We start from the raw sequence: 15,938 nt of genomic DNA on the forward strand, positions 1-15,938 counted from the left end.
TAATACGATTCGGCGTTGCTTCACCGTTAATCATCAAGTAACAAATAACTTTCACATGTGAAAGTGGCGTTTTTTATAATTACTGCCAAAAATGTCTGATTGGTTGGGCGAACCCATTAACAATAAAGCTAAAATATCTATTTGGCTCTACAAACTGGAATCACTACAAAAAGATGGACTTTCACTCATTTAAGCAACTTGTAAAACAAATTAATATCGGAAAACAACTGCCCGACGCTATTTACCTACATAGAGATGCTATGAGTGAGCTTCCAGACGCACTAAAAAAGTTCGTACCAGCGGTTGCTCAAGCGGTGAATCTACCGGACAACCAATGGAACCTCATTAAGCTGTTTAAAAAGGAATTCCGTTTATCGTTGTTGAACTACCCAACTTTTTATACCGACTCCTACCCAGCGTTAGAGCAGAGCCTGAATGTAGATCTGAGCAAACTTAGTCATAAAGTGACTTGCTATCGCTCTTCAGAAAACCCACCGATCCTGCATCGAAAAGAGACGATGATCCTACCAGGCAGCGATCACTTTGAGCTCTTCACCGCGCTGACTAAAGAAGGGGAGGAGGCAGGTCTATACGAAAACACCCGCACTATTGGCTTCAAACAGTCGTGGTTAAATTTGATCCAAAAAAAGGGATACCAGTTAGTCGATGGGAGGATACTGAAAGTCGAAGCAGGTGCATCGAGTAATGCTCAACAAGAACCTGGGATAGATCGTCACAAAACTGCCATTGTACGCCATGAGCTATCAGGCCCGATGAAGACATTGGCGAAGCAAGGTTACCTAGATGGGCGGTTTTCTATTTTCGATTACGGATGTGGCCGAGGGGATGACTTGAGAGAGCTTGAAGCACACGGGCTCGATGCGTTGGGCTGGGATCCGGTTTTCTCACCTGATAACGATAAAGTCAATTCGGACATTGTGAACTTGGGGTTTGTCCTAAATGTTATCGAAGACCAAGATGAACGTCTTGAAGCACTATTGAGCGCTTGGGAGCTCACAAACAAAGTACTGGTCGTCTCGGTAATGCTGGCCAACGATTCGTATATTGCGCAGTTCCAGCCCTATAAAGACGGAGTGATTACGTCGAGAAACACGTTCCAAAAATACTACGCACAATCAGAATTTAAGGGGTACCTAGAACGCTCTTTGCAAGAGGATGCTATTGCTGTAGCACCGGGCATCTTTTACATATTTAAAGATAAGCTAGAAGAACAGCGTTACCTCCAAAGTAAGTACCAGCGACACCATACTTGGCAGCAACTGACATCGCCTCAGCCTATAGAGAGTAAAGATAAAGCCAAGTTGGTCATTAGCCAAAACAGCACTCTGTTTGATGATTTTTGGAACGTATGTCTGGAACTTGGCCGGATACCGGCGAATGACGAATTTAACCGTTCTGAAGAAGTGAGGAGTTTAATTGGTTCCCATAAAAAAGTGTTTGGTTTACTTAAGGAAATGTTCGATACACGGGAATTTGTCAATGCAGAGAAATCCCGAAAAGAGGACCTACTTGTCTATTTTGCTATTGGGCTATTTGACAAGCGCAAACCCTACACACAACAGCCTGAAAGCCTAAAGCGGGATATTAAAGCCTTGTTTGATGATTATCGTACGGCCATTAATCTCGCGACCGAGTTACTTTTTGCGATTGCAGATACGGAGCTCATTGGAGAGCAGTGTGTCAAAGCTCACCAGCAATTACCGGCGAGCATCCTCAACGAAGGACACTCTCTAATTTTCCACAAGATCTATATAGAAAAGTTACCGCTTCTTTTACGCGTTTATGTTGGAGCAGCTTTGCAGATGTACGGTGAGCTCGATGGCGGCATTGACTTGATCAAAATACATATCAACTCTGGCAAGCTTACCTTGACTCAATACGATGATTTCGAAGAATCAGTCCCGTATTTAGTCGAAAGAACAAAAATAAAGATGGCGGATCAAGATATCGATTTTTTTTACTATGTAGATGAACAGCACCGCCCACCTTTACTCAATAAACACTTGTTGCTTGATAAACAGAGTGAGCTGTATGAAAAGCAAAAGCGCTTTGATCTGCGACTATCAAAGCTCTTAGGAACAACACCAACAATTGAAGTCATTTTGCACCGGAAAATGTACGAAAAGCGCTTGCTTCAAGCAGGAAAAACCGTCTCTGGCTTTAGGCTCAACTCTCGCTGAGCTGGTATGGCGGAAGGCTGATGCGATAAGTGCGCCGAGCAATATCTTCGGACATACCAATCGCAGTCAGGACATGTGAAGCCACATTTGAGAGCGCATTACACGCAGAACCTTGAGAAATCAGCCAAGGGTACTCGCTCGTAAAGCGCTTCACTTCTTCATCAGAGTGGAATGTAACACTCCACGTCGACGGCACTACGAACGGTCCGCCGTTCCTTGTAAAATCAAACTGCGCCATGACGTCGAGAAATTGCTTTTCAAAAGAGCCTGATTTGGTTGGATACGATTCTACCGCCGCTGCGAGCCCGACTATCAACGGAGTAGGGGAGGTGCCGCCTCGTAACCCTGCTTCTTGGCCGCCGCCGTGGATCAGTGGGACGAGCTCAGAGTCTCTAGCATCTCGTACGTAAAGTGCGCCTATGCCTTTCGGGCCGTAGATTTTGTGGCCTGATAACGAGAGCATGTCGATATCCATATCGTCTACGTCGATAGCACACTTGCAAAAGCTCTGTGCTGCGTCAGTGTGAAAGGGGATATTGTGCTCAAAAGCTATAGCACCAAACTCTTCAATGGGTTGAATAGTCCCAAGCTCATTGTTGACGTGATGGATAGAAATCAGAATTGTGTTACTTCGTATTTTTTCTTCGAGAGACGACGACGATATGCGGCCATTCTTATCTGGCGCTAGATAAGTCACTTCGAAACCGATTGACTCGAGAAAAGCACAAGTATTTAGAATACACTTGTGTTCGATTTCTGAAGTAATGATATGCCCTTTGCTATCAAGGTGCTTGAACGCAATTCCTTTTAGAGCAAGGTTATTCGCTTCACTAGCCCCACTTGTAAAAATAATTTCACTTGGAAGAGCACCTACTTTGTCCGCGATTAGTTCTCTTGCTCTCTGGATAACTTGAGAACTTGCTCTTCCAGCTTGGTGAGCAGAAGATGCATTCGCAAAATTTTCATTCTCCCAAGGCTTCATGGCGTCTAAAACACGCAGAGACACTGGTGTAGAAGCGGCGTAGTCGTAATAATTATCCATTTTCAACCAAATACTCTAATGTCTGATTAAATAAAATATTAGCCACTAACGATTCACCAATATTATTCATAATCCAACTATCAATGTGCTTCAAACCACTATTGCAATATCCTTCAAAAATACCAATAGCATCTCTTAAGTTCTCATTTTTGAGTATATCCAGAGACGGTTCTTTAGCTAGTGCAATAAGATATATATAAGCATCATGACCTGTCGTCGCATAGGTATCCAACAAAATTGGGGTTGTGTTTACTTTAGACTCAAGTGGTTGAAAGTCACCTAATTGATAACCAACTAATGCAGCAAAAACCATCAGTTCTTTTACTGTACTAAAGACTCGATTATCACTTTTCGCCCCTTTTGTTGAGCAAAACCGTTCTTCCAATGCTTCAAAGCGAACATCTCGGCGTACCGCTAACTTGCGCCAATCAATTATTTCTGCCATGAACAGGGATCTCCTCAATAGTTACTTTATCAAAATCACTACCAAAGCGTACAACATCATAGTCATTCCCTTTTACAGTAAGTTTTGTAGGATACTGTCCTTGAAACTCTTCTTCAGTCAATACTGTATGCTGAACGAGGTTATATTCCTTACCAATTTTATGCCGAATTCCCTTGTCAGTATGTGTTTCTGTCCACTGAGCCTGAGAGAACATAAAGATTGATTGCTCTACTTTGTTCGCAATGTAACGGACAAGCTCTCGACCATTATCAGGGCCAATAAACGCTAGAATTGAGTCTGCAATAAAGGGAGCAACAGTACCTGGAGTAAGCAAATGCTGCTTGTTATTCGCACGATCTTTCGAGAACTCAATCAACGCAACAATGAATGAAATAGCCAACATTGCTTGATACCCATTACCCGCGGCAACTCTCTTACCTTCTTTATCCACGATAGTCCATGTAAACTTTCCATTCTTGGCATGGGTATCTTTTATAACTGTATAACCATTGAAAGCAACCTGTTTGAATAGAGACTGCATCTTATTTAAAAGAATTAAGTCAACACCTTGCCGTGAGGAGCTAATAGCCTCTTCATATAGTTCGATGATCTTATCTGTAGCGAGAATTAAGTTACGAACTTTATGAGCTTTAGGCTGAGTTGATGACAAACTAGTTACTCTGCGATCGATATCTTTAATATCAATTTCTTTTTTACGAATACTCTGTTCGAGCTGTAAAATCTGACGATTTAGTTGGTCACACTTAGATTTTGCTAAATCTTTGGATTGCTCTATAACCTTAATATCATCAATATCAGATTCGATGATAGTATGGCTTAAATCCTTGATACTATTGTTTATCTGTTGAATTTCATCTTCACGATCATCAATATCAGCTAACAACCTCTCCATGCTAGTCTTCGGTAAAGGCTGAATACCAAGTTTTTCTTGTAACTTGGTTGCTAACCGCCAACGGCGCTTAAGCTCAGGATCTACAGCATGTTTACCAAGCTCTTCTAAAAGCCGCGCAGCTGAACTGTCTTTTCCAATATGGGTACCACAGATACACTCGTTATTATCTATAATTTCACATAGTAATTGTTTATCAACGGTATAACGTAGAGACTTATTAAGCTCTTCTGTATTAATACTTGAAAGATCAAATGAAGCAAGCTTTTGGCTAAATGTACTTAATGCCCATTTCGGTGTATTGGTGATTTTTTCAGATAGTAGTCGCTTATATTCACGTTGATAATCACTTAACAACCTTTCTTGCTTATCGCGAAGTTTTATCTTTTCTTCAATTACTGTTTTGTCGAAACGAGCCAGCTTAGCATGTTGATTATCATAATCTTTTTCTGCACTTTCTAACTCACTTCGCTTCTGTTCAAGCAGAGCATTCTCTCGCTCTAACGTGGAGGTCAAGATGTCTTTGTCTGATAATAAAGCCTCTATTTCATTATTTGTATCGTATTGCTTTAATTCTTTTTGATAGCTTGCTTTTACCGTATTCAAGTGCCTTAAGGTTGTTTGTGCGACAGTTAACCCCAAGACTTTGTCGATAGCATCTTTGATGTGAGAGAAATCATTTTGGCTGCTTAATGTGCCCGTACCTTCACCTTGATAAAAAAAGTACTGAGACATCTCTTTTGGTAAGATCGTATTGATTAATGTATTCGGATTATCTTCAGCTTTCTCCGCATAGCATCCGTCTTCAATTTCATAAACATGCAAACTGCTACTAGCATTACTTTTTGCCTGAATTCTTCGAACTTCAAATAAGCGATTTTGATGCTCTAATTGTAAACAAACACTAAAAGTATTTTTACCTTGTTCCGCAGCATGCTTGTTGAGAAGATTTTTGGGATCCAGTAAATTCTCAGTGGTTTCCTCATAAAGGCACCAGCGAAGAGCATTGAGCAGCGCTGTTTTACCACCATTATTTTCACCATGAATTAGCGTAACACCGCACTTAGGATCTACAGCAAAGTCTATAGATTGTTTACCATAGAATTGACGGAAATTATTTATCTCTAGCTTTATTAATTTCATTTACTATATCTTCCGCATTAACGTCAACTATGTCTTTAAGCTTTTGGATATGACGAGGTTGCACCAAATCACCATAGTACAACTCTTTCTCAAACTGCATTATCTGTATTGCCGCTTTGTGAACGGCAGACCTCTTTGAATAATCCTGATGAGCAAGCTGTGTATCTTTATCAATTTCTTTTAATAAAGTTTTAAATGCATTAAGGTCCATCAATAGATTCCTAATTCAATGATTCTTTTCTCGATTTCTTGTGGGTTGGTCGCGGTTAGTTTAAAGTCCTCTATCCTTTCCAATTCAGCTCGAAGTAAGTTCTGACTATAGTTATTCACTACACCAGGCAAAGGAAGAACAACAAAGTCCACAATCAAAGCTTCATTTTTGCCTGCAGCTTTTCGAAGAACACGGCCTCGCCTCTGGATATACTGTCTTGGATTACGAGTACTAGCTAAAATAAATGCGCTTTGGCACACTGGAACGTCGATACCCTCATCCAACACCTTCATGGCAACTAAAGCATCAATTCGTTTTGCTTTGAAGCTATCCATGATCCGACTTCGCTCAGATGGTGTTTCTTGGGACGTGAATTTGGAAACCTTACAGCCATATTCATGTAGACGATTGGTTACTTTAGTGATGTATGGGGTACTTTCTCCAGGTTCCGTTCCCTCTCCAACATAGATTAAAGAGTGTGTTAATGATAAGTCTGGATGATTTTTTAAATAGGATATTAATGCTGGCAGTTTACCTGAACTTGTTGCTATTATCCTTGATCTTGCCCCACACATATTAGTCAACATCGACTGCTCATCACTTGATAGCTTGTTAGACCTTGCCCTTAAAATTAATTTCTGAATTTTCGCAGAATACTCTTCATACTCTTGTTGTTCTTGCTCATTAAGATAAACAGGAACAAGCTCATAGCGGTAAGGAGCGAGTATACCGTCATTGATAGCGTCACTCAGTGAGTATTCACTAATTATGCCTTTAAAGTATGAGAGTAAATTCTGTTTGATTGTATCAGGGAAAGGTGAACCTTCAATCTCGTCATCATCGGTACGGAAAGGGGTGGCCGATAACCCTATTCGATAACGAGCAGGCGGCAAGGCCTTGAAATAGCTTTGACTACCAAGATGATGGCATTCATCACCAATTAACAGCATATCTTCAGGTAATACTTTAGCGATTTTTGACTGGAACAAATCTGATGACAAAGTCTTATTAACTACAATAACACAGATAAAATCTAGCGTTCCTGTTCTAAATCGCAGCAGCTTTTTATCTAGTGTAGAAGCCCATTTATCATAACCCTCGTAACACTGAATAGGAATAATGTTAAAAAGCGCTAACTCTTTAACCCATTGGTTGGCTAGCTCAATATAAGGGACGCTAATAATAGCAAAAGTAGCTTTACCATTTTTATGGCGCTCTTCATACAGTTCCGTCAATGCAGAAATAGATGTAATTGTCTTACCGGATCCAGTTGCCAATTTAAATAGCCCATTGAAATCAGATTTACGCCAATTATTAATGGCATCAATTTGATGAGAAAATAAATCAAAGACTTTACCATTTATTTTCAATGGTTTGCGTGGAGTCTTAGCTTCAATATCTAACTTGGCTAACTGCTGTTCCGACTTTGGAAAGCTATATGAGAAGAAAGGCTTGGCAATTTTAGGAGGATAAGCAGCTGGAAATAATTCTTTACCTAACGCTTCAAGGTCAACACCCACTTGAATCTTCTGGTAAGCCTCCGAATCTATAGAAACAACTTTTGCTCGCTTCTTGGTATCACTCCAAAGCGCATTAAAATTATCAACTTCAACCAAGCCATAATCAACAAAAGATTCACGCCAACTGAAAAAAAGTGAAATTTCCTCAGAGTTATATTTAGATAACCCAGCGAGGGTTTCGTTTGCTGAGCCACTGAATACCACTATTTCATCTTGCTGATAGAAGATCCCTATCTTTTTGTGGAACATACCTTGATGAGTGAAAGCAAACTTAATCTCAAGTTGTCCTTTTGCCACCATATACGTCAACAGCTTTAGGTTTATTTCTTCACTACCAAGTAGTAAATCTACTAATTGAAAGGACTTCCTTTTACAAGGGTTTAATATGCCCTTCATAACGGCCTCATACTCATTGTCAGACAATGGATCACCAATGATAAGGCGCATTTTCCCTTCAGAATAAATAAACTTCTCTAGCCCTTGAGCAGCAGCAGCAAGTACATCAGACGAAAAATATCCCACAGCTCTATCATATCGATCTGCGTGAGAAAGTAAGGGAATATGTACACTATCAAGTATACTTTCTTCATCGGAATCATACTTAGCTTTAAGGCCAAGGGCAGAAAACTGCATGATTACTCCCAGTCAAGCCATTGTGTAAGATTTCGCCATGCATTAGTTAATAGCAATACACTGCGTTCATCGATCTGTTGCTTTTTCCATTCATCAGCAAACGTAATATCCACAAACTTTTTCTCTAGCATCAATATTGAAGCATGACGTTTAGACTCATATGAAACATGACCCTCTGCTAATAAAATATCTTCAATATTATTAATAGAGTCATTAGCTAAAGCTTGAAGCAAATGTTGCTTGAGGTTATACCAAGAAGGTGGGTTTATACTAGAAACCCCATTACGAGCATCGATTAATACGTTACCGATCTTGTTGTACTCTTCTGGGTTAGCAATTTCGTCATCACCCCACCCCTCTGTAGAGCCTCCATTGAAAACCTTCTTAATTGCATCTTTGCCAGAAAGTAGTTCCCACATTGTAGTAGTCAAGAAGTTAACGCTCGGTTTGTCTGAAATCTCATAATAGATATCGTTGAGCTCGATACCATGCATACCAGCTAAGAGCAACATTTTGATACTTTTCGGCTTAGTTAGAATCTGTTGCTTAGAACAGATATCAAGCCATTTTTCATCAACCACCTCTTTTGGAGAGCCCTTTGAATTGATCTTAGCTTCTAGTTCAAGCCGAAAAAAGCTCTTAATAACATCGGCATTAAATCTATCCGAGGTTAGAGGGCCATTACCTAACTGATACCCTTTGGGATCATTAGCCATACCACGTTCATGTAGTTTTTTATAAACAGCATCAATACCATCAGCTCCGCCACTCATAGCTCTCCAAAGAACACTAAATGCCGTTACTGCCTTAAGAACTTTTGCAAACTCTGAATACTCCGTACCAGTTGAGCCAAATTTTTCATCTACCAATACAAACTGCACCAATAGGCTCTGTACGATGTCATGCTTCATATCTACAAGATAACGTAAACATAGATTTGAAATATCTCGAGCATTGGCATCAACTAAACCTCCGACATCAGGTACCGGCGATTGCCAATGATCAAATAAAAAATCAGCCGTTGTCGCAAGCTGGTTTAAATACTCATCTTTATAATAACAATTTTCATAGCTTTTCAGCATTGCATCACGCTGATCTCTCAAACTAGTGACTTTTACTTTTCCTTGATAAGCACGCACAAATGCTAGTATTAATGCCTTAGTTTTATCGTTTTTTTCTTTACTCTTGATAATGTCTTCAAAGCGTTCTGTGATAGAATTTAGAGCCTTCATTGAGGCTTCAAGCTCTTCTTCAGAAGCCCCTTCCTTACGTTTATTACCAATATGCTCAATCACTTTAGGGACAAATGTTTCAATGGCCGTAAGAGGTTCTCCTGTCGTGTTCAAAGCCTCAAACATGTCGAATGCATACGATTCATTATTGACTTCAACATAAGTAAGGCAAACTCGGTGGAGTAAAAACTTCGTAAACAAAGCAATGTAAATTACTTCAGCCACTTTAGGGTGCGCTTCAGATGCCTTAGCTAAATCCTCATCTATAGGAAAATCTAAACATACATCTAATGTATCAATACCAACCAAATCAATGATTTTTATTTTTTCTTCTACCTCACCATCAGGTAATTTAAACTGGAAGCCTTTTTGTACACAGTCCAGCTGTTTTCTAATCTCTTTGACGTTGCTAACAACACGTTTAGCTGAAGTGCTCATCAGAGATAAGTCTAGAGGCTTAAATACAGAGCTATCGCCTTGCCCCACAATGTGACGCTGATAACCTGACAGCAATTCAGATATGGGGCTGTCATATATAGCTTTATTTTCATTTCGCCCCCAACAATCAACTTGTGAACGAATAATTTTAGGAAGATATTTGTACACTTCATGCTCTGCGGTCGTCTCTACAACCGTATTAGAAGTGTCAATCTCCAATTGAGAAACCTCCTGACGTAGCTCATCAAGAACGTCTTTTATCTCATCATTTTGTTCAGAGTTAATAGCTCTCTTCAAACTAGGTAAAAGAATTCTCAATCTTTCATTCAGACAAAGAATCATTAACATCAAAGTAGACAAACGTTGTTGTCCATCAATGATAAGCTTTATCTCTGTAGGCTTATCCTTCTTAATTAACGGATAAATTGTCAATGCAGAGCTATCATCAACGCTAAGGATTGAACCGAGGAAAATGATAGCATCAGGAGACTCAAGAAGGTTTCTAAACACATTCTCACAATCAGAAAACAAATCCCTAATGTGGCTTTCTTCCCATGAATATGGCCTCTGATAAGCAGGCATATAAAAACCTGTCTGCTTACGTGCACAGATCATATCAAAAACTGACTGAGGCTTTGCTTTAAAAATATCTAGAGACTTTTGCATAAATGCTTTTCCTAGGTAACTGATATACAGAACAAATATGCCACTTATAGCACTAAAACTAAGTAAATTCTATGGTTCTAGTATTGTACACTTGCCATTCGGTTGCATATAAAGATCACGTATTATATCTATTCGATACAATGACCTTCTGATACAATAATTTCTCCGTTTGGATAAAATCTCCAATTCAGCAGCAAGGTAAGTACATTGAACATCGAATCTACGACACTGAAATTCTCCGGACATCAAACTTTCCCTATCCGTTACGGGTGGATTTACAAGATTATTCAAGAAGTTGTAAAAGGTGAATCCCTTTCTAGTAAGTCGAACATCGAGCAACAGATGCAATCGATGGGCATGGGTAAAAATATGGTGCTGTCTGTTAGACACTGGATCCGTGCGCTGAACTTGGTGATTTGTATCGATAGCAAAGAACAGATTTTTCAACTAACACCGCTTGCAGAACAGCTGTTTACGGACAAAAACGGTCATACCGCGTATGATGAATACCTCGATAAAATAGGCACAACTTGGCTCCTGCATTGGTTGCTACAATCGATTGAACCTACTAAAGCTGAGCTTAACGCTTCTAGATTTTTATTTAATTATTTCAATGGAATAAAAGTAAAGAAAGACTCCTTAGCGACTGAAATCAAAGACGCACTGGCGAATCACGAAAAAGAACTCACAGAAGCAACACTGAATAAAGACATTGATTGTCTTTTACAAATGTATGCACACAAATCGTTGCAGGCCAACAAAATAAACGAAGACAGCTTTGCCTCTCCGTTTACGGAACTCGGTCTATTAAAACAAGAGGACGCTAAAAGCTACATTGCAGAGCTTAATCGACGTCCATCTTTGCCCGTCGAAATTTTTACCTTTGCACTGATTGATTACATGCAGAAAAAATATAAAGGTAGCAAGGTCAACACCTTATCTTTTGACGCATTGTTAAATGACGTGGGCTCCCCAGGCCGGGTATTCCGTCTATCTTCCGCAGGACTGAGTGATAAACTGGATCAAGTAGAAACACTCACTGACGGCAAAATTGCTTGGACCGATACTCAAGGCTTAAGACAAGTGCAGCACTCTTTTAACAGCATCGATAACATAGACCCAAGCCAGTACCTTAAACACTACTACCAATCAGAGGAAAAATAAGCGTGACTCTCAGTAAACAATACTCTATTGCTACACGCCACCAACGTTCTACCCGTATCGATAGTGACTTGAGCGCCGATTTCTTTCCTGGCTTGGTTTACCACGGTACAGCACAAGCTTCCTTAGAGACGCTCTTTCGCCAATACGGCCAAACCGGACAAAGCGCTTACACATTAACAGGCGCTTACGGTTCAGGTAAATCAACGGTGGCACTGCTTATGGCCGGTCTATTGCATGCTGATTCGGATATCCGAAGTGCTGCTATCAACACCATAAATGCAGAGTCAAAATCGCTATTAGACGAGAGCGCACCATACCAAAAAGGGTGGCTACAAATACGTGCAGTCGGCGGCGTCAGTGGCCCTGTCGAATCTTTTTGGAATGCAACACTGAGAGCGCTTGAGGAGCACCCTAATACACATAAAGCAAAGGTGCTAAACAAATACCGTAAAGCCAGTGTTGAGAGTGATAGCGAACTGATTAGCTCTTGGAAGGCCCTCTTTGATGATGTCGCGCCTCATGTTGATGGCGTACTGATCATTGCCGATGAGATGGGGAAAAGCTTAGAGTTTATCAACCGAAGCGGTGGTGATTTACACTTATTTCAAGACATCGCTGAAGAGCTCTCTCGCATTGATACTCAGGTCATTTTCTTAGGCTTGCTACATCAAGCATTCAGTGAGTATGCAAAAGAGCGCGGTACTAAGCTACAGGATGAATGGGCCAAAATTCAAGGCCGCTTCAGCGATATTCTGTACAATGTATCGACCGATGAAACGGTCGCGCTGATCAGTAACTCGATCAAAACAACGTCACCACACCGTAGTGGTGATGAGCTCGTCCAACGCGTACTCTCAGCACTTGAAGACAAACAGCAGCGTAAAGAGTTACTACTCACGCGCCTAGAGCAATGTGTCCCACTTCACCCATTAACGGCATTGTTACTAGGGCCTATCGCTAAGAGACGCTTTAGTCAAAACGAACGCAGTACATTCGGCTTCTTGAATTCGCACGAGCAATTCAGCTTTCAACTTTTTTTACAACAAACTAGTGACCAAAACGCTCGATACGATCTTAGCCATCTATGGGATTATCTTGAAGCTAACATGGAACACGCCATATTGGGTTCACCCGATGGACATGGGTGGGCAACCGCGGCGGACGCGCTAAGAAAAGCTTTCAAACAAGATTTTTCTCCACGATGCATTGCATTACTTAAAGCGATATCTTTAATTACTCTGTTTGGTAAATCTGCCAACCTCACGGCAACGGAAAACGTACTCCTTACAGCAACAGAGATAATCGATAAAAAGCAGCTAAAAGAATGCTTACAACAGCTCAAAGAAGCCTCATGCATCGTCTTTAGAAAGCACTTATCGTCTTGGGTCGTGTTTGAAGGTTCAGATCTCGATATTGCAGGCTTAGTGGAAGAGAAAATAGAACAACTGCATAACAGCCACGAAGCTGTTGAGCGCATTAACTTTAGTTCCCAAGTAATTGCAAAAGGCCACTATCACGAATTTGGTACATTGAGATGGGCGGCTCAAACCGTAGCGATGCAACTCAATTATATCGATATGCCGACCCTTATTGGATCTCGAAGTGGCGAGTTTGCGAACTTCTTGTTATTGCTCAAAGAAGAGCCAGAAGATCGCCTACTTGAACTGACACGCAATGATAAATCATTAATGATCGCATGTGCACCTAACGCGAATGAAATAATAAATTTAGCCAATGAAAAGTACGTCCTGGAGCTCATCAAAAGTGACAAAAGCACTGGTGCAGCGCTGACGCACGACAAGGTTGCTCGAGAAGAACATAGAGCACGCTTGTTTAACGCTCAGTCGGCTTTAGATGCGGCATTGACTACCGCCTTCAATAACGCGCGATGGATACACAATGGCGAGATCTACTGTAAGGAAACGATGAGTGAAATCGCCACATTTGCCGCTGACAGAATATTCCATAAAACCCCGAGAATTCTTAACGAGCTGGTTAACCGTAACAAACTCTCTGGTACGGCGGTTTCCGCTTTGAAAAAACTGCTTGAAGCGATGCTTGACGAAGAAGATCGAGAGGATTTAGGCATTGAGGGGTTCCCACCAGAGAAATCCATGTATATCAGCTGCTTAAAAAATACTAACATTCACTCAGCTGAAGGGGAAAAGGGGCAGCATTGGTTTAGAGATCACTTAGACAAAAATTTAAATGCTGTATTCGCCGCTGCGGAAAAACGCCTAAAAGATCGCAAGGGCAACGAGGTCGATTTATCTGAAATCGCGGAGCTTTGGGCAAACGCGCCTTTTGGTTTAACAAAGGGTGTCATCCCGATCTTTTTGCTAGCGTTCTTGAAATCGATGGGTGAACAAATCGCCTTTTACGAGAAAGATATGTCTGGTGAATTTGCCTTTATTGCAGAACCAGATAGTGACTATGTCCATAAACTGATTAAGAACCCGGGCGATCTCGCCGTCAAATACATCGTATTGGCGAAGGATGAGAAAGAATGGTTGCAGCATCTCGCAATTTTCGCGGCGTCTGAAACAAACCGTGATGTATCCAATAACATCCTTTCTGTCGCGAAGCCGTTAGTGACGACTATGCACAACCTTCCGCACTGGGTAAAAAACGCTCACCATATTGTCCCAGACAACGATGAGCGCAACAAAACCTACTTGAGGATCCGGGATCTATTTTTACAGGCAAATGACCCTCATACTCTACTCATCAAAGACTTGCGTAAAGAGTTAATTGCCTTTGGCGCTGATGAGTTTACGAGTCAAATAGATCTGTTAGAAGACTGCTTTAAAACGTTAAGACAAAAGCACGAGCAGATGCTTGCTGCCATTAAAACCAAGGTGAAAACCATTTTCCCAGAAAGTGGTGAAGAGCTTGCTGATATGTGCCAGTACGTCGAGCAAAACTCCGGCGACTTGCGTTTAAAGGCGTTCGCACGCGAACTCGCGAAAAGTGACACTGGATTATTACAATGGCTGGAAAGCATGATTCAGATCGTCATCGGACGCGGAAAACAAAACTGGAACGAAGGCATCCTTCAGACTGCATCAAACAAAATCAGTGATTATGCCCAAGATTTTTTGAGTGTAGTTAAGTCCCAACGTAATGGCGGCGATGCGGCCGCCCAATCAGGTAAAACAAAACTGGTCTCCCTCGTTTTAGAAGGGGATGATGGCAAACTGACATCGTTTAAACGAGAAATCAGGGCAATAGAAACAGAAGAGTTGAAAAATACCATGAGCACGATTGAACACCAGCTCTCAGAACTCGATGATTTCCATAAAATCAACCTATTACAACAACTACTAAGAAAATCGCTCGAAGCGCAAAGTTAACGCACGTAGGTATTATTCATGAGTGATCAACGCAAGGTGAAACATGTCCTTGGCTTGTCAGGAGGCAAGGACAGTGCTGCTCTCGCAGTGTACATGGCTAGAAACTATCCTGAACTCGATATCGAGTATTTCTTTACTGATACAGGCAAAGAACTACCCGAAGTGTATGAATACCTAGAACAACTTGAAATTGTGCTGGGTAAGCCAATTTTGCACATCAATGACAAGAAAGGTTTCGATTATTGGTTAGAGCAACACAATAATTTTCTACCAGCTGGTCAACAACGGTGGTGTACGATCCGCATGAAGCTCGAACCCTTTGAAAAATGGATTCGACCTTTTCTTAATGATGGTTATGAAGTCATATCTTATGTCGGTATTCGCGCAGATGAACCGTGGCGAGACGGTTACCGCCCTAATGAAAATCAAAAGTACCTCACTATTAAAATGCCATTCGCAGAAGACGGCATAAAAAAACAGGGAGTCCTCGACATCCTCGATAGTGCAGGGCTAGGTTTGCCTAAGTACTACGACTGGCGATCTCGTTCAGGTTGTACGTTCTGCTTCTTCCAACGCAAGATTGAATGGGTTCGCCTGCGTGAAGAGCACCCTGAAGCCTTTGAGGAAGCAAAGGCTTACGAGAAAAGAGCAGAAACCAGTGCCAATGGTGAAACCTTCTTCTGGATGGGCCCTAATGAACCATTAGAAACACTCGAAGATCCTGAGCGTATCAAGCAAATCAAAGAAAACCACGAGAAAGTAAAGGCTCGGTTCGAAAAGAAAAAGCAACGTGAAAGAAAGCGCCGCTTAGGTATGCATGCAATGGTCGATGAAAGTATGCTCATCGACACGCTAGACATGGACGCGATGTATGACCTTGAAGAGGGCGGTGGTGCCTGTATCACTTGCTACAAATAAGTGAAAACTGCAACGAAAAAGCGCTTTGTAAAACACAAAGCGCCTTCGACATGATGGTAGTA

Annotated in this window: 10 protein-coding genes; 4 read left to right on the forward strand and 6 right to left on the reverse strand. The window is 41.2% G+C overall.

Annotated features, from left to right (window positions below; translation table 11 throughout):
• Positions 1 to 173 precede the first annotated feature (173 nt).
• A complete protein-coding gene (locus tag NL645_RS20010) occupies positions 174 to 2,201 on the forward strand; it encodes a DNA phosphorothioation-associated putative methyltransferase (RefSeq protein ID WP_253652276.1) in 2,028 nt (675 codons plus the stop codon).
• On the opposite strand, the gene NL645_RS20015 is transcribed toward NL645_RS20010, so the two are convergent.
• The 6 genes from NL645_RS20015 to NL645_RS20040 are packed head-to-tail and all read right to left on the reverse strand — an operon-like array spanning position 2,188 to position 10,441.
• Positions 2,188 to 3,243: a cysteine desulfurase family protein gene (locus NL645_RS20015; RefSeq protein ID WP_253652277.1), complete on the reverse strand. Its 1,056-nt coding sequence runs from the start codon at positions 3,241 to 3,243 to the stop codon at positions 2,188 to 2,190. The two genes, NL645_RS20010 and NL645_RS20015, sit on opposite strands and share 14 nt — an antisense overlap.
• Positions 3,236 to 3,688, reverse strand: coding sequence for a hypothetical protein (locus tag NL645_RS20020; RefSeq protein WP_253652278.1), 453 nt, complete (start codon positions 3,686 to 3,688; stop codon positions 3,236 to 3,238). The genes NL645_RS20015 and NL645_RS20020 overlap by 8 nt, the downstream gene beginning before the upstream one ends.
• Complete coding sequence (locus NL645_RS20025; RefSeq protein WP_253652279.1) at positions 3,672 to 5,741, reverse strand: AAA family ATPase; 2,070 nt, start codon at positions 5,739 to 5,741, stop codon at positions 3,672 to 3,674. The genes NL645_RS20020 and NL645_RS20025 overlap by 17 nt, the downstream gene beginning before the upstream one ends.
• Positions 5,713 to 5,952 carry a CxC ATPase DNA modification system associated small protein gene (locus NL645_RS20030; protein WP_069520599.1) on the reverse strand — a complete coding sequence of 80 codons (240 nt, stop codon included), beginning with the start codon at positions 5,950 to 5,952 and terminating at the stop codon, positions 5,713 to 5,715. Before NL645_RS20030 ends, NL645_RS20025 begins: the two co-directional genes overlap by 29 nt.
• On the reverse strand, positions 5,952 to 8,105 hold the full coding sequence (locus tag NL645_RS20035; protein WP_253652280.1) for a DEAD/DEAH box helicase family protein: 2,154 nt from the start codon (positions 8,103 to 8,105) through the stop codon (positions 5,952 to 5,954). The genes NL645_RS20030 and NL645_RS20035 overlap by 1 nt, the downstream gene beginning before the upstream one ends.
• A 2-nt stretch (positions 8,106 to 8,107) precedes the next feature.
• Positions 8,108 to 10,441, reverse strand: a complete 2,334-nt coding sequence (locus tag NL645_RS20040; RefSeq protein WP_253652281.1) for a DUF262 domain-containing protein — start codon at positions 10,439 to 10,441, stop codon at positions 8,108 to 8,110.
• A gap of 207 nt (positions 10,442 to 10,648) precedes the next feature.
• Between NL645_RS20040 and NL645_RS20045 the strand changes: the two genes are divergently transcribed.
• The 3 genes from NL645_RS20045 to NL645_RS20055 are packed head-to-tail and all read left to right on the forward strand — an operon-like array spanning position 10,649 to position 15,876.
• Complete coding sequence (locus tag NL645_RS20045) at positions 10,649 to 11,605, forward strand: DUF4007 family protein (RefSeq protein WP_253652282.1); 957 nt, start codon at positions 10,649 to 10,651, stop codon at positions 11,603 to 11,605.
• Between the two features lie 2 nt (positions 11,606 to 11,607).
• The gene (locus tag NL645_RS20050; RefSeq protein WP_253652283.1) at positions 11,608 to 14,958 is read left to right on the forward strand and encodes a hypothetical protein; all 3,351 of its coding nucleotides are present in this window, start codon (positions 11,608 to 11,610) and stop codon (positions 14,956 to 14,958) included.
• An 18-nt stretch (positions 14,959 to 14,976) separates the two neighbouring features.
• Positions 14,977 to 15,876, forward strand: a complete 900-nt coding sequence (locus NL645_RS20055) for a phosphoadenosine phosphosulfate reductase family protein (protein WP_031850114.1) — start codon at positions 14,977 to 14,979, stop codon at positions 15,874 to 15,876.
• Positions 15,877 to 15,938 lie beyond the last annotated feature (62 nt).

It is taken from the genome of Vibrio sp. Y51_MX_L26 (assembly GCF_024181935.1).
Classification (GTDB): domain Bacteria; phylum Pseudomonadota; class Gammaproteobacteria; order Enterobacterales; family Vibrionaceae; genus Vibrio; species Vibrio diabolicus.

What these genes read in the sequence shown, in the direction of transcription:
- NL645_RS20015 (WP_253652277.1), bottom strand. Translation starts at nt 3,243, where the DNA reads ATGGATAATTATTACGACTACGCCGCTTCTACACCAGTGTCTCTGCGT.
- NL645_RS20055 (WP_031850114.1), top strand. Translation starts at nt 14,977, where the DNA reads ATGAGTGATCAACGCAAGGTGAAACATGTCCTTGGCTTGTCAGGAGGC.
- NL645_RS20020 (WP_253652278.1), bottom strand. Translation starts at nt 3,688, where the DNA reads ATGGCAGAAATAATTGATTGGCGCAAGTTAGCGGTACGCCGAGATGTT.
- NL645_RS20025 (WP_253652279.1), bottom strand. Translation starts at nt 5,741, where the DNA reads ATGAAATTAATAAAGCTAGAGATAAATAATTTCCGTCAATTCTATGGT.
- NL645_RS20035 (WP_253652280.1), bottom strand. Translation starts at nt 8,105, where the DNA reads ATGCAGTTTTCTGCCCTTGGCCTTAAAGCTAAGTATGATTCCGATGAA.
- NL645_RS20040 (WP_253652281.1), bottom strand. Translation starts at nt 10,441, where the DNA reads ATGCAAAAGTCTCTAGATATTTTTAAAGCAAAGCCTCAGTCAGTTTTT.
- NL645_RS20030 (WP_069520599.1), bottom strand. Translation starts at nt 5,952, where the DNA reads ATGGACCTTAATGCATTTAAAACTTTATTAAAAGAAATTGATAAAGAT.
- NL645_RS20010 (WP_253652276.1), top strand. Translation starts at nt 174, where the DNA reads ATGGACTTTCACTCATTTAAGCAACTTGTAAAACAAATTAATATCGGA.